The sequence below is a fragment of the Roseibium sp. JB4-4 genome (genome assembly GCF_055693425.1).
Genome location: NZ_CM146333.1, coordinates 229,372 through 251,289 on the forward strand (window position 1 = coordinate 229,372; position 21,918 = coordinate 251,289).

The following is a 21,918-nucleotide window of genomic DNA, read 5'->3' on the forward strand; positions in this document are numbered from 1 at the left end:
ATCATTGATTACCGGCTTAGGGGCCCGTTGCCTTCATCACTGGCGATCAGTTGCGGAATTTGGTCGGCTGCAAGGTCGACAAACGCCCTCACAGCTGGGCGCATAAGCCGCTGAGGCTGATAGACAAGATGAACTGGCACATGGCGGGCAAACCAGCCGGGGCCCACTCTGATCAGCTGATTGCTTTTAACAGCGGGGGCTGCAATCAACTCAGGCAAGACGGCGATGACGTCGCTTGCCAGGGCAGCGTCGAGCAGCAACCACGGATTCATGCATATTAGGCGCGGCTTGACGACGAAAGACCGGTTTTCGCCATTGGCGGAATGAAGTTGTAGTGTGGGATCAGCTTTCATACCCTTGTGAAGGAGTGCTACGGGCAGGTCGCTGAGGTCATTCAGAGAAACCTTCGGTGCTCCACCACGGCGGTAGAGGGCTGCGCGAACTATTCCGAGTGTTCTTGCAACGAGCGTGTCGTCTACGATCGGTCCGACCCGTATTGCAGCGTCATAGCCCTCTTCGGCAAGGTTGATGTGACCGTCGGCCAGGTCGATATGAAGGTCGCAATCCGGGTATTGAGCAAGGAACAGGCTGACAATCGGACTCAGCAGCGCTTGTCCAAAGATAGTCGGCGTAGTGATCCTGATCGTACCGACAGGTGCATCACGCATTGAAGACAATGAGGTTTCAACGGCCTCCACCTCCGAGATCATTCGCTGTGCATGATTGACAGCCAACGTTCCGGCTTCCGTGGGGCATACCGAACGCGTGGTTCTGTCAAAAAGCCGCAAGCAAGCTCTGTCTTCCATGCGCATGACGCGGCGGCTAACCGTCGCTGGCGGCATTCCGAGTGCCTTGGCGGCTGCCGCAAAACTCAATCTGTTATGCAACTCGACCAAAATCCGGGCGTCGATGAGGTCTTCGATAATCATTCCATTTTCGTCACTATTGAGATGCATTTGCTGCAGCTAGTCGCATGAGTGCAATTGTCTATATCGCGTTTTGAGCTCAGGACTCAACGCGTAAAGCTTCTCTTGGCCTAGCTCTGTCTCAAACGGAGTATGGCCAGGTTGCTGGCCTTTCACTCGTCAAAACACAGGAAATAGTGAATGACCCTTCCAACATCCGAACTCACGCCTGACAATTGCGTTTTCCTGATGATCGACCATCAGGTCGGGCTCATGCAGTTTCTGTCTTCGATTGATCCGATGCTGCTCAAGAACAACATCCTTGGTCATGCGAAAACCGCCAGGGCAATGAACATTCCGGTCGTGATGGGAACAAGTTGGCCTCAGGGCCCGAATGGCCCGACCATGCCCGAGTTAAAGGCATTGTTTCCGGAGATTGACGTGATTGACCGGCCATTTGTCAATTTCTGGAACGATCAGGCCTCACGGGAGGCTGTCCGCGCAACCGGGCGAAAAAAACTGGTTATTTCCGGATTGGCGACTGAAGTTTGTGCCGCTTTCCCTGCAATTGCGGCGCTACGGGAAGGGTACGAGACTTATGTGGTCATGGATGCAAGCGCGGATTTCAATCCCTTCATACAACAGGTTACGATGACCCGACTGGCGGCTGCGGGTGCGATTGTAACAACCTGGGTTGCCGTTCTCGCCGAATTATCGGCCAATACGCAAATAAACGGGCAGCATATCGGGCGGATTCTCAGCGAACATATGGGGCAATATCAAGCCGCTATGAACAACTTCCTCGGAACGGCTGCAAATGCGGCTGAAGTCCGTGAAGGGGTGGGGCTTACCGGCAATCCACCAATCCCGATGGCACTATAACAGCAAAGCTGACCCCGCCGAAGCACAAGGTCAATTGGACCTGTCTCGGCGGTGGTTCTTACGACACAGTCCTTCTGTGTGAAGCTGTCCTAAAAAGGTCCGGATTGAGTTGAAATTTGTTGGCTGTGATTCGTGCCAGTAAAGACCAAAAGGAGCCTATTGCTCGAACGGTTCGACGCGCTTGATACGCCAGACGCTGTCGGATCCGAGCAGTTCCTTGAAGTCGCCTGCCTCCAGCTGTGAAAATGTGGAGTAGGTTTCCATCACGGCTTCGATAGACGATGCCTCTTGAACAAAACGGCTTCGTTTGAAACTTCCCGGGTACGCTTTTTCGCCAATCCGATCCAGGAAATCTTGGGCAAAAACATAAGCTCCATCGAAATCGACCGATGCCAGGATCGCCCCGTTAAACTCTGCATGTCCCAACACAGTACCCCTGAAGGTTGATCCGCTCAGATCTGCTCCGCTAAAGTCTGTCCCCATGAGCGTTGCCCGATCGAAGTTTGCTGCTGTGAGCCGTGCGTTTTCGAACCAAACGAACTGCAGAAAGGCGTCGGTGAGATCAAGGCCGGTTAAGCGGGAAGTCAGAGGTTGAGAGGTTGTAACGACAGGAGGAACAGCGAGTTCTGGTTCAAGCGAAGAAAACCGTGCCGATTCTATACGTGCTTCCCGCAAGATCGCGTTTTCAAGATTTGCTCCCTGGAAGTCGACTTCCGTAAAATGGCCTCTTGCAAGGTCAGCATACGCCATCTTGCCATTTTGAAAGCTGAACGGACCGAAGAAAAAGTCGCGCAATGCGGCGTGCGACAGATCAAGTCCATAAAAATTCAGGAATTCGAACGATCTGATGCCAGAGCGCACAAGCGTGTCCAGCAGCTGACCACGTTCAGGGCTGTAGCTGCGTGCCACCAGTGCCCGGGCCTCGGGAGCCTCTTGCCAGTTTCCAAGGCGAGCCATGCGTGCAAATGAAGTCGGCAGTTCTTCACGCCGCCTTCGCATGGCGTCCTTAATCGCGCTTTGTACACTTCCGAAGTCATCACCGGCGTCCAGGTATCTATATGGCTTGGAGGCTTGCGAAGATGCGACGATCCGCATGATGAGGCTTTGGTCGAGGTCTTTGGCGGGATCAATCACCGGTATCTTGTCAGCGGCGACATCGCCTGTTGGAGCATCTGCTCCGTCTGACTGTGTAGCAACCTTGTCCATCACAGTGCCAAGCAGCGCGGCGATTCGGGTGATTTCGACGGCAATCGCTGCATTTCGGGCGGCTTCTGCAAGTTCGACTTGCTGGGTCAGCAATGCTGTTTGTTCCTCAATGCGGACATTCTGGCTCGCAATCAATTCATTCTGCCTAAATAGGAGAGCTGTGCCGGCGAGCGCTGCCAAAGACGCAATCAGCCCGGTCAGCGAAGCAATGATCCAGCGTCGCGCAGTGATCCAACTGTACCGGGCCAGCGTCAGCTGAACCAGTTCGCGGGCTGCGTGGGTTGCGCCTTCCGGATCTCTATCGATGGCCTTCTGAGTAACGCGGGACAAGGGTTCGGCAAACATGTCGAGCCGGGATTCCGCAATACCAAACAAGCTTGCCATCAGCTTGCCGCGGAACACGTAAAGGCCAAGACCCGTCAAAACAATGAGGGTTACCAGAACCACAAATCCGGCAAGCACGTGGGTGAAATAGACTTCAAACAGGTCAAAGCCTGAAAAGGCCAGGAAAAAGCCAGCGGCGATTCCGAAGAGGAAAAACAAGATGCCGAAACTGAAGGAATGGGTCTTCCGGTTCAGTCGTTCTGTTTCGGTCGCGGCAATTCCTGCTGGGTCTTCACTTTCATCCATTAAGGGACTCCGGATTGTTCCAGACGAGACAGAAGAGCTCTTGGTTTGCTATTCGCCGGAACAGCTAGCTCGCGGGCCAAATGATTTCGACACGAATGCCTCCCGGCTCAAGACACATCATATGCATGCGCGGCCCACCTGAAAGCAACTCCGGTTCGAATTCCATGCGGACGCCAGGCCAACTGCGAATTTTGTCTGCAAGAGCAAAAAGCATTTCCTTGGTCGAAACTTCGAAGGCAACGTGGTGCAAGCCAATATTGGACTTGCGGTCAAAGGCCGTCACGGGTTTGGAAGTATCCGCCTGCCAGAGAGTCAATCGGCAGGCACCGTCTGAAACAGTCGTGCGGGGGTAGCTTTCGTCTTTGGCCAACAGCGACCAACCGAGTCCTTTCGTAAAAAAATTGGTCGTGCTTGAAAGGTCCAGAACCGTCAGACCCAAATGATTTATGCCTTGCGTTGTCAATGGATCTCATCCGCTGGTTTGTTTCAGGTTTCTTGTTAGAAATACCTTTGTCGTGGGTCAATGTTTGCGACCCGGGCTGGTGTTCTACCTAAGTGATGCATCAGGTCCAGTTTGAAATTGCACAATCATAGCCTCGAAGCCAAAGAAATCCGGCGCTTAGGCCTTGAAATAATATTTCTTCCCAACTATAAGGCGCCCATTCCACACGCAAGGGGCGGAAACCGAGCTTATCGGTGTCCATCCGGTGGTTGAGGGAAAATTTCCTTCGGCCCAAACCCTCTTGCGGAGGTTAAACCGGAAAACTCAGGAGTTTAAGGGCCATGTCTTTGCCCGATTTCACCATGCGCCAGCTGCTTGAGGCAGGTGTGCACTTTGGTCACCAGAAGCACCGTTGGAACCCACGCATGGGTCAGTACATCTTTGGTGTGCGCAACGATGTTCACATCATGGATCTGTCTCAGACCGTTCCGCTTCTCCACCAGGCTCTGAAAGCTGTGTCCGACACAGTTGCCGGCGGTGGCCGCGTTTTGATCGTCGGCACCAAACGTCAGGCACAGGACGCCGTTGCCACTTCGGCACGCAATTCCGCACAGTACTTCGTGAATGCACGTTGGCTCGGCGGCATGCTGACCAACTGGAAAACGATCTCTCAGTCGATTCAGCGTCTGCGCAAGCTGGAAGAAACCCTTTCTTCCGATGCCGCAAACGCATTGACGAAGAAAGAGCGTTTGTTCATGGATCGCGAGCGCGAAAAGCTTGAGCGGAACCTTGGCGGTATCAAGGATATGGGCGGTATCCCGGATCTGATTTTCGTGATCGATACCAACCGCGAATCCATTGCCATCCAGGAAGCCCGTCGTCTGGGTATTCCTGTTGCCGCAATCCTTGATTCCAATTGCAGTCCGGATGGCATTACCTATCCGGTGCCGGGCAACGACGATGCAGGCCGTGCGATTTCGCTTTATTGCGATCTCATCGCTCGTGCAGCTATCGATGGTATTTCCCGTGCGCAGGGTGCTTCCGGCATGGATATCGGCGAAGCCGAAGAAGCTCCGGTCGAGGAAGTTCTTGCAGCTGAAGAGGCTCCGGTTGAAGAGGCTCCAGCTGAGGCCGCAGCAGCAGAAGAAGCTCCGGCTGAAGCTGCACCGGCAGAAGAAGCAGCTGCAACCGAAAAGGCTTCTACTGAAGCTTAAGCAGAATTTCGCCGCGGGTTAGCGGCGAAAACTTGTTGAATTCGCAAGACGGTCCGCGATTTTTCGCGGTCCCGTCATAAAGGCGCGGTTGGCCATGGGTTAGACCGCGTCTTATTCTGAAACCCCCATCCACGAGGCAATCGATGAGCATTACCGCTGCGATGGTAAAAGAGCTCCGCGAGAAATCCGGCGCTGGCATGATGGACTGCAAGACCGCTTTGACTGAATCTGGCGGTGACATGGAAGCGGCTGTTGACTGGCTGCGCACGAAGGGCTTGGCCAAGGCGGCCAAGAAGGCTGGCCGTGTGGCTGCTGAAGGCCTGGTCGGCGTTGCTACTGACGGCAAAAAGGCTGCAGTGATTGAACTGAATTCCGAAACCGACTTTGTCGCCCGCAACGAAGGCTTCCAGGAGCTTGTCGCCAAGGTCGCCAAGGTTGCCATCGGCACCGACGGTTCGGTTGAAGCACTTGGTGCTGCTGACCTTGACGGAAAATCTGTTGCAGATTCCGTCACTGAAGCGATCGCGACGATCGGTGAGAACATGACATTGCGTCGTTCCGCCGTTCTGAGTGTGAACGAAGGCGCGGTGTCCACCTATGTGCACGGTCAGGTTTCTGAAGGCCTGGGCAAGATCGGTGTCCTCGTCGCGCTGGAATCTTCCGGCGACAAGGACAAGCTGAATGCTCTTGGCCGTCAGGTTGCCATGCATGTTGCCGCAACAAGCCCGCTGGCCTTGAGCACAGACGAGTTGGACCCGGCTGTTGTTGAACGCGAAAGAACAGTGTTCTCCGAGCAGGCGCGTGAATCCGGCAAGCCTGAAAACATCATTGAAAAAATGGTGGAAGGCCGTTTGCGCAAATTCTACGAGGAAGTTACCCTCGTGAAACAAGCCTTCGTTATCAACCCGGATCAAACGGTTGAGCAGGCTGTTGAGGCGCTTGCAAAGGAACTCGGCACTGACGTCAAGCTTTCCGGTTTCGTCCGCTTCGCACTTGGCGAAGGGATCGAGAAGGAAGAGCAAGACTTTGCCGCAGAGGTGGCGGCAGCCACCGGGCAGTAAGCTCAAGGAAAAGCGCCGGCAAGACCGGCGCTTTTTTTTAGGAAGACAATTTTCTAGACGGGGGCACCCATGACGAATTCTTTGCGTTGGAAACGGATCCTTCTGAAACTCTCTGGTGAAGCGCTTATGGGCTCCCAGGCTTTTGGAATTGACCCGGCCATTGTGCAAAGGATCGCCAAGGAAATTGCTGATGCGGTAGCCCTCGGGGCCCAGGTTGGCGTTGTTGTCGGGGGCGGGAATATCTTCCGTGGTGTTGCAGTTGCCGCAAAGGGTGGGAACCGGGTAACCGGCGACCACATGGGAATGCTGGCAACGATCATGAACAGCTTGACCCTGGCCGATGCCCTGCGACGTCTCAAAGTGAATGCGCGTGTTCTGTCGGCCGTTGCAGTTCCATCCATCTGCGAGACGTTTTCACAGCGTGTGGCAGACCGCTACATGGAAGATGGTGATGTCATCATTTTTGCTGGCGGCACAGGCAACCCGTTTTTCACAACTGACAGCGGCGCGGCACTCAGAGCTGCGGAAATGAAATGCGACGCCTTCCTGAAGGGGACGCAGGTTGATGGTGTCTATTCGGAAGACCCCAAGGTCAATCCCGAAGCAGAACGCTATGAAACGCTTGGCTACGAAGAGGTCATCTCGCGCAATCTGAAGGTCATGGATACGACCGCGATAGCGCTCGCGCGTGACAATTCCATTCCGGTGATTGTGTTTTCCATTCACTCACCTGGTGCTCTGGTCAGCGTGCTCCAGGAGACCGGCACCTACACAGTCGTGGGTGACTGAAAGATTTAATCTCTTTCCCGAGCCAAGCTCTTGTGTTTCAGCGCGTTTATGCCATGTTGACGCGCGCCGAGACTCTATTCAGCCAAGATGAAAACAATAGTGAGGACAAAATGTCGGTAGAAGGTGTCGATCTGGATGATTTGAAGCGCCGCATGCAAGGAGCTCTTTCGGTGCTGAAGACCGAATTCGCTGGCCTTAGAACTGGCCGCGCATCTGCTTCCATGATGGACCCGATCTCCGTTGACGCCTATGGCCAGGCGATGCCGATCAACCAGGTCGCAACCGTTTCTGTTCCGGAGCCACGTATGGTCGCGGTTCAGGTCTGGGACAAGAGCATGGTTGCCGCTGTTGAAAGAGCAATTCGTGAATCGAATCTTGGGCTTAACCCGGTTGTCGACGGCCAGTTGCTGCGTTTGCCAATTCCCGAGCTGAACCAGGAGCGACGTCAGGAACTGATCAAGGTCGCACACAAATACGCGGAAAATGCAAAGGTTGCGATCCGCCATGTGCGCCGGGACGGGATGGACGACGCGAAAAAAGCTGAAAAAGACGGTGCGATCTCTCAAGATGACAGCCGGGTCGCTTCGGATGAAGTGCAAAAACTGACCGATACGATGATCGGTGAAGTGGATGCGATGCTTGAAAAGAAAGAACAGGAAATCTCTCAGGTCTGATTGGCCTGACCTGTGAGGTGAGGACTCCCATGAGCGTCAGTCCGGACCATACTCCGCAGAATGTTTCAGCGGATGGTTCCAGCGAAAATCTGCCGCGCCATGTTGCGTTCATCATGGACGGCAACGGGCGATGGGCGACTGCGAGAAGCCTGCCTCGAACCGAAGGACACAGGCAGGGTCTGGAGACCTTGCGCAGTGTTATTCGTCACGCGGGACGGGTCGGCATCGAAGTGGTGACGATCTATAGTTTTTCTTCAGAGAACTGGAGCCGGCCCGAGGCGGAAGTTTCTTTCCTGATGGGTCTGTTACGCCGTTTTGTTCAGCGGGATCTGAGCGAACTGCACAAGTCCAACGTTCGCATACGCATTATCGGCAATCGGGCAGATCTCGAACCAGGCATTCTTGCGCTTTTGAACGAGGCCGAGGAACTGACAAAAGAAAACACCGGGCTCAATCTGGTGGTTGCATTCAACTATGGATCCAGGGCGGAAATCGTGAGGGCAGCACAGAGCCTTGCTGAAAAAATTGCCCAGGGTGAGCTCCAGGCGAGCGACATATCAGAAAACGCTCTGACGGATGCAATGGACACTGCGGGCCTGCCGGATCCCGATCTCATCATTAGAACCAGCGGCGAAATGCGCCTTTCAAATTTTCTGCTGTGGCAGGCAGCTTATTCTGAATTCTATTTTTGTGACAAGAATTGGCCGGAGTTCTCGGAAGCCGATTTCGACGAAGCTCTTGCCTGTTTTGGCAGCCGCCAACGCCGCTATGGCGGACTTGACGCCAAGGCGTCGCTGTGACGTCTGGCGCAAAACATGGCAAATCCTGAAACCTCCGGAAAAAAACTCTCCGACCTTGGGCTCCGACTGGTTTCCGCACTTGTTCTTGGACCGCTCGTTCTCCTGATCACTTATTTGGGTGGCGTCGCCTTTGTTTTGCTGATGTGCCTGGCGGCAACGCTATTCTTGTGGGAGTGGTTTTCGATCACTGGCGCAAAACATCGCTCGGTGCCCGCGTTGATCGGCTTCGCAAGTCTGGTTGGATTGTCGGTTCTGGTCTATTTGGGTCTGGCTGCAGCAGGACTTGGACTGTTGATGATCGCGGCCTTTGTCGTTTTTGCTGCGGACGGCTTTTCAAAAGATGGCAGGTGGGCCGGGGAGGGCGTGCTTTACAGCGGTCTGTCCCTGTTTTCGCTTCTGGTTCTTCGTGAGGGAACCGTCGGGCTTCTTTTCGCGTTTTTCCTGCTGTTTGTCGTTTGGGCGACCGATATCTTTGCCTATTTCACGGGACGGGCTCTGGGTGGTCCCAAATTGTGGCAGAGGGTCTCGCCCAAAAAGACATGGTCGGGAGCAATCGGAGGTCTGGTGTTTGCCTGCATCTTTGGTGTCGGCGTTGTCTATTGGGCGGGTGAGCGCGACCTTGTGCTCTGGTGCTTATTGGCTGCTTTGCTTTCGGTCGTTTCCCAGGCAGGCGACCTGCTTGAATCGGCCATCAAAAGACGATTTGACGTGAAGGACTCCAGCCGTCTCATTCCCGGACATGGCGGCATCATGGACCGCATTGACGGCCTGGTAGCGGCGGCGATCTTTGCCGTGATCGCTGGATGGATAAGCGGCGGTGCGCTCGCGGACCCGATTTCGGGATTTGGATTTGGTTGAGCGTGAGGAATTCGATGTCGGCCAATGTTGATGCAGCAAAAAGTGCTGCGCCGATCCGTATCACTGTTCTCGGCGCGACAGGATCTGTCGGTCAAAGCCTTGCCGACATTATTGAGAGAAATCCGACACAATTTGATGTCGTGGCTCTGGTTGCCAACCGCAACGTATCTGCGCTGAGTGATCTGGCAAAGCGGCTCGATGCAGGCTCTGCGGTTCTTGCGGACGCTAGCAAATATGATGCTTTGGTCGAAGCGCTACAGGGCAGCGGCATCGAAGCATCAGCGGGACCAAGGGCCGTTTTGGAGGCGGTCGACCGTCCGACCGACCTTGTGGTAGGTGCTGTCGTTGGCGCTGCCGGACTTGAACCAACGATGGCGGCAATTCAACCGGGACGCCGGATTGCGCTTGCAAATAAAGAGTGTCTCGTCTGTGCTGGCGATCTCTTCATGGCCCGTATTCGGGAGCACAACGCCGAGCTGCTTCCTGTTGACAGCGAACACAATGCCATCTTCCAGGTATTCGAAACGGCACAGGCCGATTTGATCGAAAAGGTCATTCTGACTGCTTCGGGCGGTCCTTTCAGGACATTTTCGAAAGAAGAGATGAAAACCGTTTCGCCAACTCAAGCTTTGAAACACCCGAACTGGGATATGGGTGCACGCATCACAATCGACAGTGCAACCATGATGAACAAAGGTTTTGAGGTTATTGAAGCTTCACACCTTTTCCCGATTCAACATGATCAGTTGGCTGTGTTGGTGCACCCCCAATCGGCTGTACACGGGCTCGTTCAGTACAAGGACGGGTCGCTTCTTGCCCAACTCGGCAGCCCGGATATGCGCACACCGATTGCCCATTGCCTTGCTTTTCCAAGGCGGATGGACGTTCCGGTGAAAAGGCTCGATCTTGCTGCGATTGGAACATTGAGCTTTGAAGAGCCGGATTTGGCGAGATTTCCTGCATTGCGTCTCGCGCTTGAGGCAATGGAGGCCGGCGGAGGCGCGCCGGCAGCTCTGAATGCAGCTGACGAGGTGGCGGTAGAAGCGTTCTTGTTGGGGCAAATTGGATTTCTTGATATCCCGGCCGCAATTGAGACTGTTCTGGACAATCTAACTGCGGAAGGAGCCTTGCAGTCAGCGTCCTGCGTTCAAGATGTGCTACAGTTGGACGACGCTGCCAGGATAAAGACGAAAGAATGGGTCAAGGCCCGGAGCAACTAAGGCTTTGACAGGCTGAATCATAGCTGCGGAAAATTTTCTTCGACCATTAACACGCCGTAATTTTCCTTTTAGTACAGTGCGCTGACGCATTTGCAGCCGTGCAGGATCGGAACCCTTGATGGACTTACTTTTTTCCGCGTATTCACTCTTGGTCGGAACGATCATTCCCTTCTTGTTTGTCCTGACTGTTGTGGTGTTCTTTCACGAACTTGGCCACTTCGCCGTTGCACGCTGGTGCAACGTCAAGGTTGACGCGTTTTCCGTCGGCTTCGGGCGGGAGATTTTTGGCAGAACCGATCAGAAGGGCACCAGATGGAAACTCTGCATGATCCCGCTGGGTGGCTATGTGAAGTTTGCAGGCGACGAGAATGCCGCAAGTGTTCCAAATCGTGAACTGATTGCACAATTGAGTGAAGAAGAGCGCAAAACGGCGTTCATTGCAAAGCCAGTCTGGCAACGAGCCGCAATTGTTGCTGCCGGTCCGATTGCCAATTTTATTCTTGCCATCGTCATTTTCGGAGCCCTGTTCATGGCGATCGGCAAACAGGGTACTCAACCCTTGATCGAAGAGGTTTTTCCAGATCGCGCTGCAGCGCGCGCCGGGCTTCAGGCCGGTGACATGATCACTGAAATCGATGGCCGCAAGATCGAGACCTTCGGAGAATTGCGCCAGATTGTTCTCATGAATGCCAACACTCCGCTGGTCTTTGAAGTTGATCGCTACGGTACACCGGTCGTGCTGACGGTTACACCGGACGCGCGGGAGAAGGAAGTCTTCTTCGGCGAACGCCAGGTGGCGGGTGATATTGGCCTGCGCGGCACAGCTAACCCGGAATATCTGGTGCGGATAAAGTACAGTCCCTTGGGTGCTCTCGCTGAAGGCACGCGTGAGACCTACCGGATCATGGAAGGCACCGTCAGCTACATCTGGGGCGTCATAACACAGCGCCAGTCTGCAGATCAGCTCGGTGGACCGATCCGCGTTGCTCAAATCTCAGGACAGGTTGCCGATCTCGGAATCTTGCCCCTGATATCTCTCACCGCAGTTCTTTCGGTCAGCATCGGGCTCATAAATCTGGCTCCTGTGCCAATTCTCGATGGAGGGCACCTGGTTTTTTACGCTGCGGAGGCGTTACGCGGAAAGCCGCTCAGCGAAAGAGTTCAGGATGTGGGATTCAGGATCGGTTTAGGCTTGGTACTTATGCTGATGGTCTTCGTTACATGGAAGGATATCATGCGGCTCGTAACCACCAATTCCTGATTGCCGTGACATTGACGCAACGTCTTCAGACTAAATCGCTTTCAGGCGGGAAGGGATGTTGCGTTATCGGCAAAAACCTATAAAACGTTCGTCGGTTCCGAGAATCTACAGGGGTGATGTGGATTCCGGAAAGGGGTATTTAAAAAAGGCATAGCGCAATAATGCAGCGATTGCAGAAACTTACACGGGCCGTTCTGTTTGCGGTTGCCGTACTGTCGATTGGGTCAGTTTTGCCGCAATCTACAGGGTTGAAGTTGTTTGTTTCAGAAGCTCAGGCAGCGGTTGCCCGGAGCATCGACGTTCGGGGTAATACCCGCGTCGAGGATGAAACCGTTATCAGTTACATGACCATCGTTCCCGGGCGCAATTACAGCGCTTTCGATGTCGATGAGTCGTTAAAGGCACTTTACGCGACTGGTTTGTTTGCCACCGTTGAGATCACCCCGCGTGGCAGCCTGGTTGTTGTAACCGTCACGGAAAACCCGATTATCAATCGCGTTTCCTTTGAGGGTAACAGGAAAATCAAGGACGATGCGCTTGCGACAGCCGTTCGCTCGCAGCCTCGCTCCATGCTTTCTCGCGCCAAGGTTCAGGCCGACGTGCAGAACATTCTGGAAGCCTATCGCCGCTCCGGCAGGTATGGTGCTTCCGTCGATCCTCAGATCATTGATCGCGGACAGAATCGCGTTGATCTCGTTTTCGAAATCAACGAAGGCGCCAAGACCGGTGTTGAGCGGATCAGCTTCATCGGAAACCAGTCTTTCAGCGATGGTCGTCTGCGCGACGTTATCAGAACCCGTGAAAGCGGTCTTCTGAGCTGGTTACGCAGCACTGACACTTATGACCCGGACCGTCTCGCTGCAGACGAAGAGTTGCTGCGTCAGTACTATAACAAGAAGGGTTACGCTGACTTCCGGATCGTTTCGGTTAGCGCTGATCTGGACCGTGAGCAGAATATCTTCTACGTCACCTTCACGGTGGATGAGGGTGAGAAGTACGAAATCGGCGATGTCGAAATCGTCTCAACGATTTCCGATGTCGATCCCGAAGAGCTGCGCCGCCTGGTGCGCACCCGCAGCGGTCAGACTTTCAATTCCCTGCGTGTTGAGCAGACAGTTGAAGACATCACACTGCGCGTTTCCGAGGAAGGTTATGCCTTCGCCCGTGTTCGGCCACGTGGTGCACGTGATTACGACAACAACACGATTTCGCTGATCTACTACATCGAAGAAGGTCCTCGGGCGTATGTTGAGCGTATCAACATCATTGGCAACGACCGGACGCGTGAGTTCGTTATCCGTCGTGAATTTGATCTCGCAGAAGGCGATGCTTTCAACAGGGCGCTCGTCGACAAGGCGGAACGCCGGTTGAAAAACCTCGGGTACTTCGAGCGCGTTTCAATTACGACCCAGCAGGGCAGTGCAGCTGACCGCGTGATCGTCAACGTTCGTGTTGAAGAGAAGCCCACAGGGGAAATTTCCTTCGGTGTCGGTTACTCCACCGTCGATGGTGTGGTTGGCGACATCTCGCTGACCGAGAAAAACTTCCTTGGCCGCGGTCAGTTTGTGAAGATCGCTGTAGGCGGTGGCACAGACACGCAGTCTTATGAGTTCCGTTTTGTCGAGCCTTTCTTCATGGGCCGGCGTGTCGCACTGGACTTGGATCTTTACCGCAAGGTTGACGATGCCAACGACTACCGTTCCTTCGACCAGAAGAAGACCGGTGGCGGTTTCGGCTTTACGCTGCCACTGCGTGAAGAAGAGCTGACGGTTCGGCTGTTCTACAGCATCTTCCAGGAGAAGAACTCGGACCCGGACAACCAGTCGACCAACATCAATAACTGTAACACGGCCAATTTGTCGCTCGCCGTTTGTGACTCTCTCGGCACCTACCTGACTTCACTGGTCGGTTACGAGTTGCGCTACAACACTCTGGACCGCCTTATTGACCCGACCGACGGTGTCTATGCTTCGTTCGGTCAGGAATTCGCAGGTCTCGGTGGCGACAGCTACTACATCCGCACTGAAGCACAGGCTCGCGCCTACAAGGAAATCCTGGCGGACTACGGCCTGGTTGGTAGCCTTTCCATTCGTGGTGGTAACATCATGGCGATCGGCAGCGAGCGTCTGCGGGTCTCCGAACAGTTCATGCTCGGCGGCACACTGGTTCGCGGCTTTGAGAATCAGGGTATCGGCCCACGCGATGCAACGACAGAAGACTCCATCGGTGGACGCTTCTTCTTCGCGGCGACGGCCGAGACAAGGTTCCCGTTCCCGGTACTTCCGAAAGAGTTCGGTCTGTCAGGTGCAGTCTTTGCAGATGCTGGTTCTCTTTGGGATGCCGACAGCGATCTCGTGAGTTTGGTTGAGAACAATGGCGGTCGGATCGACTCCAACGAATTCTCGGTTCGCGCATCGGTCGGTGCAGGTATCCGCTGGCAGTCACCATTTGGTCCGCTCCGTGCTGACTTCGCTTATCCGATTGCTAAAGACGATGCGGATAAAACCCAGGTATTCCGCCTGAGTGGTGGTACGCGCTTCTAAATCGCGGTCAATTAGGTTAGATATCGGCCGCCGATCACATCGGCGGCCGTTTTTGTTGGCTGGCAACAAGGATAAAATGATGTCCGAGCCAAAGTTTTTCAGGGCTCCAGATCCCGTTTCCCTGGGTGATATCGCGACCTGGGCAAATGCCGAAATTGAAGCGGGCAGTGAAACACTGGAAGTAACTGGTGTCGCGCCCCTTGAGGATGCCTCGCCCGGAAGCCTGGTTTTCTTCGATAACACCGCATATTTGAAACAGCTGGAAACAACCAGCGCCGCAGCCTGTCTCATTGGCAAGCGCCACAAGGGAAAGGTTCCGGAAGGCGTTGCTGTTCTTGTGTGTGCCGATCCTTATCGCTCTTGGGCGATGGTACTGGCCAGACTTTATCCCGATGCTATGGTTCCGGCCGATCGGAACAATGTCTTTGTCTCCGACCGAGCTGTTGTCGACCCGGAAGCGCTCCTGGAAGAGGGTGTCACGATTGAGCCTGGAGCCGTTATCGGCAAGGGCGCTGAAATAGGTTCAGGAACAGTGATCAGGGCCAACGCGGTGATTGGCAGCGACGTTAAAATTGGCCGGGACTGCGTGATCGGCCCGAATGCGACCGTCCAGCACTCCGTACTGGGAAATCGTGTTTACCTGCATCCTGGTGTGTGCTGTGGTCAGGATGGCTTCGGCTATGCCATGGGACCTCAGGGACATCTGAAGGTTCCTCAAGTCGGGCGGGTTATAATTCAAGATGACGTTGAGATCGGTGCCTGTACGACGATAGATCGTGGTGCAAATCGTGACACGATGATCGGCGAAGGAACCAAGATCGACAATCAGGTGCAGATTGGTCACAACGTGGTGGTCGGCCGACACTGTGTTCTTGTTTCCCAAGTAGGTCTTTCGGGGAGCTGCACGCTGGAAGACTTCGTCGCTATTGGCGGCCAGACAGGTGTTCGTGGCCACGTTAGAATTGGCATGGGAGCTCAGGTCGCAGCAGTCAGCGTCGTCAGCGAAGATTTGGCGCCTGGTGGTCGATATGGAGGCACACCTGCCAAACCCGTCAAACAATGGTTCCGCGAAGTGGCTGCAGTCAGAAAACTTGCAGAGCGCGGCAGTGGATCGTAAACGGTAAAATCATCAAGGACTTTGCGGCATTAAGGCGCCGAGGGGCTATTATGGAAAACGCGGAAAACAAAACACTTGTCAGCGCAGATATCATGAAAATCATGAAACTTCTGCCGCACCGTTATCCCTTTCTGTTGATTGACAAAATCGTCGATATGGATGGTGACAACAGCGGTACGGGCATCAAGAACGTTACCATCAACGAACCGCATTTCTCCGGTCATTTCCCAGAACGACCGGTCTTTCCAGGCGTGCTTCTTATCGAAGCGATGGCGCAGACAGCAGGAGCCCTTTGCGTACATGCACGTGGAGACGATGCGCCGCCGCAGCTGGTTTATTTCATGACGATCGACAAGGCCAAGTTTCGGAAGCCGGTCGAGCCTGGTGATCAGGTCCATTTCCACGTGAAGAAAATCAAGCAGCGCTCGAACATCTGGAAATTCGATGCCGTTGCCATGGTCGACGGTGCAAAAGTGGCAGAAGCTGAAGTCAGCGCAATGCTGATAGATGCGTGAGGATATATGACTGATATTCATCCGACGGCGATCGTCGAAGACGGTGCTGAAATCGGCGAAGATGTTCGCATCGGACCTTACTCAACAGTTGGTTCGAATGTGAAACTCGCCGAGGGCGTGACGCTCGAGTCGCATGTCGTTGTAACCGGGCATACGAGCGTAGGTCCGAATTCGCATATCTTTCCTTTTGCAAGCATCGGGCATAAGCCCCAGGATCTGAAATTTTCCGGTGAAATCACTCATTTGGAGATCGGCGCCAACAACCAGATCCGAGAACACGCGACCATGAGCCCGGGCACGGAAGGTGGCGGCGGTGTTACACGTGTCGGCAACAATTGTCTTTTCATGATGGGTACCCACGTTGGGCATGACTGTATCGTCGGCGATTACGCGATCCTGGCAAACAATGCCACGCTGGCGGGTCATGTGGAACTGGCGGATCATGTGATCCTGGGCGGGTTGAGTGCGGTTCGGCAGTGGTCGCGGATCGGTACAGGTGCCATCGTCGGCGGCATGACGGGCGTCGAGTTTGATGTCATTCCCTTCGGCTCTGTGATTGGAGACCGTGCCAGACTTGCTGGATTGAACCTCATTGGATTGAAACGAAAGGGTTTTCCGCGCGAACAGATCCATGCGCTGAGGGCGGCTTATCGTGAACTGTTTGAGAGCGAAGAAGGCACGCTTCGCGGTCGGGCCGAGGGCCTGGCTGCGGGACAGCCCGACCAGCCATTGGTCAAGGTCGTCACAGATTTCATCCTGGAAAAGGAAGACCGCAGGTTCTGTACACCGCGCAGCGATGACTGATCCAATGAGTGGAGGTGCCAACCAGAACGCGGCGAGATTGGCTCTGATTGCCGGAAACGGCAGCCTGCCTTGCCAGATAGCAGATGCGCTTCAGCAGACTGGGCGGGAATTCCGGATTGTCGCGATCAAAGGCGAGGCCGATCAAAAAACGCGTGAGCGCGCGCAAGTCGAACTTGGCTGGGGTGAAATCGGGCGCCTGTACAAGTTTCTCAAATCCAATGGATGCAGAGAAATATTGTTGATTGGAGGCGTTTCCAAGAGACCGGATTTCGCGTCAATTCTTGGCGATTTTGGAACGTTGAAGCGCTTGCCGACTATTATTCGCGCACTTGCAGGTGGTGATGACAGTCTTTTGACAAAGGTTATCCGGCTGTTTGAAGTTGAGGGGTATCGCGTCGTGGGGATCAAGGATGTGGCACCACAGCTGCTCGCTGCAAGCGGTGTCCTCGGGAGCCGGGAGCCAACGGACGAGGATTGGCGGGATCTCGAGCTTGCGCTGAAAGCCACACGTAAACTTGGCGAACTCGATGTCGGACAGGCGGCTGTTGCTGTCGGCGGGCGTGTTGTGGCGCTTGAAGGCGCGGAAGGCACAGATTCAATGCTGGAACGTTGCGCTGACTTGAAACGCAACGGCCGGATCAGAGGCCGTGGTCAGTCCGGTGTTCTGGTCAAATCAGCTAAACCTGGTCAGGACCTTCGTGTCGATTTGCCAACAATTGGCCCAAAAACGATCGAATTGGCCGCGGCAGCAGGACTTTCCGGCATCGCTGTAGAAGCTGAAGGGGCATTGATTGCGGAAAAGGACGACACGCTGAAGAAAGCAGATGCCGAAGGTGTCTTCCTTGTCGGGTTTGATGGTGGTCAATGCAGCGAGATTCTCGATCCATGACTGGCACCATGCCAATCGTCTGCCTTGTCGCCGGTGAAGAATCTGGCGATCAGCTCGGATCAGAGTTGATGAAAGCGTTGAATGCCAAACTTGGAACCGGCGTACGATATTGCGGCGTTGGCGGAGAGCGCATGTCATCGCTTGGCTTGACCAGCTTTTTCGACATGAGCGACGTCTCGGTGATGGGGTTGACGGCTGTGCTGGCGCGGTTGCCGCTGATCGTGAAGAGGGTCTATCAGACGGTCGATGCCGTGATCGCTTCAAATCCAGATGTTCTGGTGATCATCGATAGCCCTGAATTTACTCATAGCGTTGCCAAACGCGTGAGGAAACGTGCTCCTCATATCCCGATAGTTGGTTATGTGTCGCCTTCGGTATGGGCATGGCGGCCCGGTCGAGCCAAGAAAATGAGCGTCTATGTGGATGATCTCCTGGCGCTATTGCCGTTTGAGCCTGAAGTTCACAACAAGCTGGGCGGACCAACAACACACTATGTTGGCCATCCACTGAGTGAAAATGCCAATGAACTCCGCCCATCAGACGGTGAGCGCGAGGCACTCGATCGGCCAGGCAGAGTGTTGCTGGTGCTTCCCGGGAGCCGGGGCAGCGAGATAGACAGGTTGCTGAAAGATTTCGGCGAGACAGTTGCTCTGGTAAAGCAAGAATTTCCCGATCTGAAGGTGGTGCTGCCCGCAGTCTCTCATTTGGAACAAAGGATCCGGGAAGGGGTTGCAGAGTGGCCGGTTGCGCCCGAGATCGTGACGGGTATTGCTGCCAAGAATGCAGCTTTCCGAAAGGGACATGCGGCATTGGCTGCTTCCGGCACGGTCTCTCTTGAACTTGCTCTTGCCGGTGTGCCCATGGTGGTAGCCTACAAGGTCGACTGGTTCTTCAGGCGCCTCAAGGAACTCAACAAAATATTCAAATTCTCAAGCGTTGAGTCCTTCGTGTTGCCAAATATCATTTTAGAGAAAAAAGCCATTCCCGAGTTTCTGGATGATGAGGTTCAACCAAGCGTTTTAGCACAGCATTTATGTGCGCTTTTACAGGATGGTGACGACAGGAAGGCTCAGATTGCCAGCCTTACATGCTTGGACGATGCAATGCGTCTGCCGGAAGGGTATAGCCAAAGCGCTGCGGCTGCAGACGTAGTGGTCAACCTGATGAAGAGATAATTGGTTGTTTGGTGAATGTCCGTCCGACCGACCGTTCTTCAATACAATCCCGGGCAAAAAGCCCGGGACGTTTCTGCGATCATTTCGTTCTGTCGAGCCTTGATGGGTTAGGCACTGGCGACGTTGTCGAGGAAATGTCCAACTTCCTGCTTTAGAACATCGGTCTTGTTGGAAAGTTCACTTGATGCGCCAAGCACGAGATTGGCGTTCTGGCTTGTTTGCGCGACTGCTTGTGACAGATCCGACATGTTTGTCTTGACGGAACCTGTACCTTGGGCTGCCCGCTGAACATTGACCGAAATCTCGTTCGTGGCAGCGCCCTGCTGTTCAACTGCGGTTGCGATTGTGGACGTGTATTCATTGACCTCGTCCATTGTTTCCGTAATGGCAGCAATAGCAGTGACGGCATCTTTGGTGGCGTTCTGAATTTCGGATATCTGTGAACTTATTTCTTCAGTCGCCTTTGATGTCTGTGTCGCAAGTTCTTTCACCTCGGCTGCAACGACTGCAAAGCCTTTGCCGGCCTCTCCGGCACGCGCGGCTTCAATGGTGGCATTGAGAGCGAGAAGATTGGTCTGCTCAGCAATTGCCTGAATGAGGCTGACAACTTCGCCGATCTTGGTAGCTGCCGTAGACAGTCCCTGGACCTTTTCGTTCGTGACTTGTGTGCCTTCCGTCGCCCGTTCTACAACCTGGGTCGTCTGGCTAACTTGACGGGAGATCTCCCCGATCGAGGCTGCAAGTTCTTCAGCGGCGCTGGCGACCGTTTGCACATTTTGAGTTGCTTCATCGGTTACGCCATATGTGCTGTCGGCAAGACTGGAGTTTTGACCTGCGATCGAGCTGAGATCTTGAGCGGTGCCGTCAAGCGTTTGTGCGGTATCTGCGACGGATTCCAGAACTTCCGTTGCCTTGTCCCGAAACCCGGAGATGAGTTCTTCAACCCGAGCCTGACGTTCTGCGCGCAGGTGCTGTTCCTGTTCGGTCTCCGACTGCAAGCGGACACGCTCAACAGCATTGTCGCGGAAGATCTGCAAGGTACGCGTCATATCGCCAATTTCGTCACCGCGTCCAATGCCGTCGATTTCGACATCCGTGTCGCCTTCCGCGAGTCTGGACATGGTCATTGTGGTACGACGAAGCGGTCTTGTGACCGCAAAGTTCAGCGCGATCGCCATTCCCACTCCGGCAAGAACCGCGGCTAGAAGAGCCAGGCTGATGACGCCCAAGGCGCTTGTGCTTGATGCCTGTGCCGCAGCGCTCTGGTCGGCTGATATCGTCGATATCTGAGTTTGAACAGTGTGCGAAAGTTCCTTCAAAGTCGCGATCTGACCGGCCAGCTGAAACTGGTTCGTCGCCAATTCGGTGAAGCTCGATCCAAAGGTCTCTACCGATGTTTTGACGGCCGGAACCTGGTCGGCGATCGAAGGGAAGTCCTTGGCGCTTTTTTCCAGCCTAGAGGCAAGCTTGGACAGTCCCGCGATTCCGTCGGTCACCGATGCCTGTGTGGTCTCGTTTGGTGTCAGCAAGAAATAGAAAGCCGCCGCTTTGACTGCGTTGGCATCAGCCTCGATTTGCATGACTGTGTCGGCAACACTGTCGGCCACATAAAAGCGCTTATTGATTTCGTCTGCCTGCGCATAAACGTTGTCAATGGCCACATTCGCTTGGGTTCGAATTTCCTTCACGCTCGCAACAAGCTGTCCAAAACCATCTTTGGCGGCATCCGTCAGATCAAATATCTTTATGTAGTCTTTGGTTTCGGAGAGTTCCCCAAGCGTTTGCTTGATCTCTTCCGTTATGGCAGCAAGGTCCTGAAACTTGGACGGATCGACGCCGTCGAAACTGTTGGCAGCCATTTCTTTGGCGGTGGGAACCATTGCAGAGACGCGATCTGAAATTTCTGCCAGTTGCTTGGCGTTGTTGGCAGCCGCATTGAACAGGTTCTGCAAAGTCAGCGCTTCTTCCTGAAAGCCTGCTGCGGCCTGGCCGACCTTGTTCGCCAAAACCAGCGTCTTGCGAGCGTTGCTTTCGTCCATACTGACGCCATCGCGTGCCATCAGCGCCTTGCCGAGGATCTGTGAGGCGGTCTTCTCCAGATGTTCAACAGCGCCCTCCAGCTGAGATTGCTTCTCACCCTGGGTTTGGGTCAGTCCGACCACCTTTTCAAAGGCGTTCTTGAACTTTGTCACTGCGGTTGCAGCTTCAGCGACAGGAACCTGCGCCTGTGGATCTCCCTTCAATTGATTTTCGAGGGTCTGCAAATTCTCGCTGAGCGCTCCAATATCGAGCAGGGTTGCTTCTGCAGACTGAATGTCCTGCGTCGTAAGAAATTTCTCGCGTTTAGAGGCAAGATTTTGAAGCTGTGCAATTGTTGACGTGGATTGTTTGGCAACTTCCATTCTTTCCGAGAGGGTCATCACACTGTATGCGCCCACACCGCCCACAATTCCGGTCAGTGCAATAACTGCGGCAAAACTACCGCCAACTTTGATACCAAATTTAAGATCGGAAGCGAATTTCAGGAAATGCATTTCAACCCCTTGAAGTCCTCAGCGCGAATTGCGCAAACTTACTTTCAAGAAAGCTAGTCTGTGTTTCCTTATTATTTGTAAATGTAGAATGATTTCTAAAGATACTACTTTTAGTATAGAAAAATACTAATGTTGTTTCAGTAAAGCATAATACTAACAAATTAGTAAAAGAATATTTTTGGAAAATAACAGGGGTCTGTTTTCGGGGTGTCGATTTAGTGTCGATATGTCTTGAGCAACGGGTGCGAAAAGCTGTCGTATGAAATTTTCACTTGTTTCAACATTCCCAGGTGAAAAACTATTTCTTGCAGACAGTTTCTTTCCTTTGGGAGAAGCTCAGAAAAATGGGTGTTTCCGGAGATCGGAAACACCCTGTTTGATGGCCTCATTGTGCGTTGG

The 21,918-nt window shown here is 54.0% G+C and carries 19 protein-coding genes; 15 read left to right on the forward strand and 4 right to left on the reverse strand.

Annotation, left to right across the window (positions count from 1 at the left end):
- Positions 1–8 precede the first annotated feature (8 nt).
- A complete protein-coding gene (locus tag ACZ1HV_RS01125) occupies positions 9–929 on the reverse strand; it encodes a LysR substrate-binding domain-containing protein (RefSeq protein WP_472717052.1) in 921 nt (306 codons plus the stop codon).
- 177 nt (positions 930–1,106) lie between these two features.
- On the opposite strand from ACZ1HV_RS01125, the gene ACZ1HV_RS01130 reads away from it, so the two are divergent.
- Positions 1,107–1,787, forward strand: a complete 681-nt coding sequence (locus ACZ1HV_RS01130; protein ID WP_298985926.1) for an isochorismatase family protein — start codon at positions 1,107–1,109, stop codon at positions 1,785–1,787.
- A gap of 156 nt (positions 1,788–1,943) precedes the next feature.
- On the opposite strand, the gene ACZ1HV_RS01135 is transcribed toward ACZ1HV_RS01130, so the two are convergent.
- Both ACZ1HV_RS01135 and ACZ1HV_RS01140 read right to left on the reverse strand, forming a co-directional pair.
- On the reverse strand, positions 1,944–3,623 hold the full coding sequence (locus ACZ1HV_RS01135) for a pentapeptide repeat-containing protein (protein ID WP_472717053.1): 1,680 nt from the start codon (positions 3,621–3,623) through the stop codon (positions 1,944–1,946).
- Between the two features lie 64 nt (positions 3,624–3,687).
- The gene (locus ACZ1HV_RS01140) at positions 3,688–4,086 is read right to left on the reverse strand and encodes a VOC family protein (protein WP_298961684.1); all 399 of its coding nucleotides are present in this window, start codon (positions 4,084–4,086) and stop codon (positions 3,688–3,690) included.
- A gap of 320 nt (positions 4,087–4,406) precedes the next feature.
- On the opposite strand from ACZ1HV_RS01140, the gene rpsB reads away from it, so the two are divergent.
- The 14 genes from rpsB (at position 4,407) to lpxB (ending at position 18,985) form a co-directional block, all read left to right on the forward strand.
- Positions 4,407–5,279 carry a 30S ribosomal protein S2 gene (rpsB, locus tag ACZ1HV_RS01145; RefSeq protein ID WP_298820545.1) on the forward strand — a complete coding sequence of 291 codons (873 nt, stop codon included), beginning with the start codon at positions 4,407–4,409 and terminating at the stop codon, positions 5,277–5,279.
- A 143-nt stretch (positions 5,280–5,422) separates the two neighbouring features.
- Positions 5,423–6,340, forward strand: coding sequence for a translation elongation factor Ts (tsf, locus tag ACZ1HV_RS01150; protein WP_298820547.1), 918 nt, complete (start codon positions 5,423–5,425; stop codon positions 6,338–6,340).
- Positions 6,341–6,409: 69 nt separating this feature from the next.
- A complete protein-coding gene (gene pyrH / locus ACZ1HV_RS01155) occupies positions 6,410–7,129 on the forward strand; it encodes a UMP kinase (protein WP_298820549.1) in 720 nt (239 codons plus the stop codon).
- A 110-nt stretch (positions 7,130–7,239) separates the two neighbouring features.
- Positions 7,240–7,803, forward strand: a complete 564-nt coding sequence (gene frr, locus ACZ1HV_RS01160) for a ribosome recycling factor (protein WP_298820551.1) — start codon at positions 7,240–7,242, stop codon at positions 7,801–7,803.
- 29 nt (positions 7,804–7,832) lie between these two features.
- Positions 7,833–8,603, forward strand: coding sequence for an isoprenyl transferase (locus tag ACZ1HV_RS01165; RefSeq protein WP_472717054.1), 771 nt, complete (start codon positions 7,833–7,835; stop codon positions 8,601–8,603).
- A gap of 15 nt (positions 8,604–8,618) precedes the next feature.
- Positions 8,619–9,461 (forward strand): phosphatidate cytidylyltransferase, encoded by an 843-nt coding sequence (locus ACZ1HV_RS01170; protein ID WP_472717055.1) that lies wholly within the window; start codon positions 8,619–8,621, stop codon positions 9,459–9,461.
- Between the two features lie 14 nt (positions 9,462–9,475).
- Complete coding sequence (dxr, locus tag ACZ1HV_RS01175) at positions 9,476–10,681, forward strand: 1-deoxy-D-xylulose-5-phosphate reductoisomerase (protein WP_472717056.1); 1,206 nt, start codon at positions 9,476–9,478, stop codon at positions 10,679–10,681.
- A gap of 118 nt (positions 10,682–10,799) precedes the next feature.
- Positions 10,800–11,942, forward strand: a complete 1,143-nt coding sequence (gene rseP, locus ACZ1HV_RS01180; protein WP_298820559.1) for an RIP metalloprotease RseP — start codon at positions 10,800–10,802, stop codon at positions 11,940–11,942.
- A gap of 161 nt (positions 11,943–12,103) precedes the next feature.
- The gene (gene bamA, locus ACZ1HV_RS01185; protein WP_298820561.1) at positions 12,104–14,485 is read left to right on the forward strand and encodes an outer membrane protein assembly factor BamA; all 2,382 of its coding nucleotides are present in this window, start codon (positions 12,104–12,106) and stop codon (positions 14,483–14,485) included.
- 79 nt (positions 14,486–14,564) lie between these two features.
- Positions 14,565–15,602 carry a UDP-3-O-(3-hydroxymyristoyl)glucosamine N-acyltransferase gene (lpxD, locus tag ACZ1HV_RS01190; RefSeq protein WP_472717057.1) on the forward strand — a complete coding sequence of 346 codons (1,038 nt, stop codon included), beginning with the start codon at positions 14,565–14,567 and terminating at the stop codon, positions 15,600–15,602.
- A gap of 50 nt (positions 15,603–15,652) precedes the next feature.
- Complete coding sequence (gene fabZ, locus ACZ1HV_RS01195) at positions 15,653–16,117, forward strand: 3-hydroxyacyl-ACP dehydratase FabZ (RefSeq protein WP_298820565.1); 465 nt, start codon at positions 15,653–15,655, stop codon at positions 16,115–16,117.
- Between the two features lie 6 nt (positions 16,118–16,123).
- Complete coding sequence (gene lpxA / locus ACZ1HV_RS01200; RefSeq protein WP_298820567.1) at positions 16,124–16,921, forward strand: acyl-ACP--UDP-N-acetylglucosamine O-acyltransferase; 798 nt, start codon at positions 16,124–16,126, stop codon at positions 16,919–16,921.
- Between the two features lie 4 nt (positions 16,922–16,925).
- Positions 16,926–17,810: an LpxI family protein gene (locus ACZ1HV_RS01205; protein ID WP_472717058.1), complete on the forward strand. Its 885-nt coding sequence runs from the start codon at positions 16,926–16,928 to the stop codon at positions 17,808–17,810.
- Positions 17,807–18,985 carry a lipid-A-disaccharide synthase gene (lpxB, locus tag ACZ1HV_RS01210; protein ID WP_472717059.1) on the forward strand — a complete coding sequence of 393 codons (1,179 nt, stop codon included), beginning with the start codon at positions 17,807–17,809 and terminating at the stop codon, positions 18,983–18,985. The genes ACZ1HV_RS01205 and lpxB overlap by 4 nt, the downstream gene beginning before the upstream one ends.
- A gap of 107 nt (positions 18,986–19,092) precedes the next feature.
- Here the strand turns inward: lpxB and ACZ1HV_RS01215 are convergent, their stop codons facing one another.
- Positions 19,093–21,519, reverse strand: coding sequence for a methyl-accepting chemotaxis protein (locus tag ACZ1HV_RS01215; RefSeq protein ID WP_298985909.1), 2,427 nt, complete (start codon positions 21,517–21,519; stop codon positions 19,093–19,095).
- Positions 21,520–21,918: the final 399 nt, after the last annotated feature.

Coding starts and splice junctions, on each gene's coding strand:
- ACZ1HV_RS01125 (WP_472717052.1), bottom strand. CDS start 929: ATGATTATCGAAGACCTCATCGACGCCCGGATTTTGGTCGAGTTGCAT.
- ACZ1HV_RS01130 (WP_298985926.1), top strand. CDS start 1,107: ATGACCCTTCCAACATCCGAACTCACGCCTGACAATTGCGTTTTCCTG.
- ACZ1HV_RS01135 (WP_472717053.1), bottom strand. CDS start 3,623: ATGGATGAAAGTGAAGACCCAGCAGGAATTGCCGCGACCGAAACAGAA.
- rpsB (WP_298820545.1), top strand. CDS start 4,407: ATGTCTTTGCCCGATTTCACCATGCGCCAGCTGCTTGAGGCAGGTGTG.
- tsf (WP_298820547.1), top strand. CDS start 5,423: ATGAGCATTACCGCTGCGATGGTAAAAGAGCTCCGCGAGAAATCCGGC.
- pyrH (WP_298820549.1), top strand. CDS start 6,410: ATGACGAATTCTTTGCGTTGGAAACGGATCCTTCTGAAACTCTCTGGT.
- frr (WP_298820551.1), top strand. CDS start 7,240: ATGTCGGTAGAAGGTGTCGATCTGGATGATTTGAAGCGCCGCATGCAA.
- ACZ1HV_RS01165 (WP_472717054.1), top strand. CDS start 7,833: ATGAGCGTCAGTCCGGACCATACTCCGCAGAATGTTTCAGCGGATGGT.
- ACZ1HV_RS01170 (WP_472717055.1), top strand. CDS start 8,619: ATGGCAAATCCTGAAACCTCCGGAAAAAAACTCTCCGACCTTGGGCTC.
- dxr (WP_472717056.1), top strand. CDS start 9,476: ATGTCGGCCAATGTTGATGCAGCAAAAAGTGCTGCGCCGATCCGTATC.
- rseP (WP_298820559.1), top strand. CDS start 10,800: ATGGACTTACTTTTTTCCGCGTATTCACTCTTGGTCGGAACGATCATT.
- bamA (WP_298820561.1), top strand. CDS start 12,104: ATGCAGCGATTGCAGAAACTTACACGGGCCGTTCTGTTTGCGGTTGCC.
- lpxD (WP_472717057.1), top strand. CDS start 14,565: ATGTCCGAGCCAAAGTTTTTCAGGGCTCCAGATCCCGTTTCCCTGGGT.
- fabZ (WP_298820565.1), top strand. CDS start 15,653: ATGGAAAACGCGGAAAACAAAACACTTGTCAGCGCAGATATCATGAAA.
- lpxA (WP_298820567.1), top strand. CDS start 16,124: ATGACTGATATTCATCCGACGGCGATCGTCGAAGACGGTGCTGAAATC.
- ACZ1HV_RS01205 (WP_472717058.1), top strand. CDS start 16,926: ATGAGTGGAGGTGCCAACCAGAACGCGGCGAGATTGGCTCTGATTGCC.
- lpxB (WP_472717059.1), top strand. CDS start 17,807: ATGACTGGCACCATGCCAATCGTCTGCCTTGTCGCCGGTGAAGAATCT.
- ACZ1HV_RS01215 (WP_298985909.1), bottom strand. CDS start 21,519: ATGCATTTCCTGAAATTCGCTTCCGATCTTAAATTTGGTATCAAAGTT.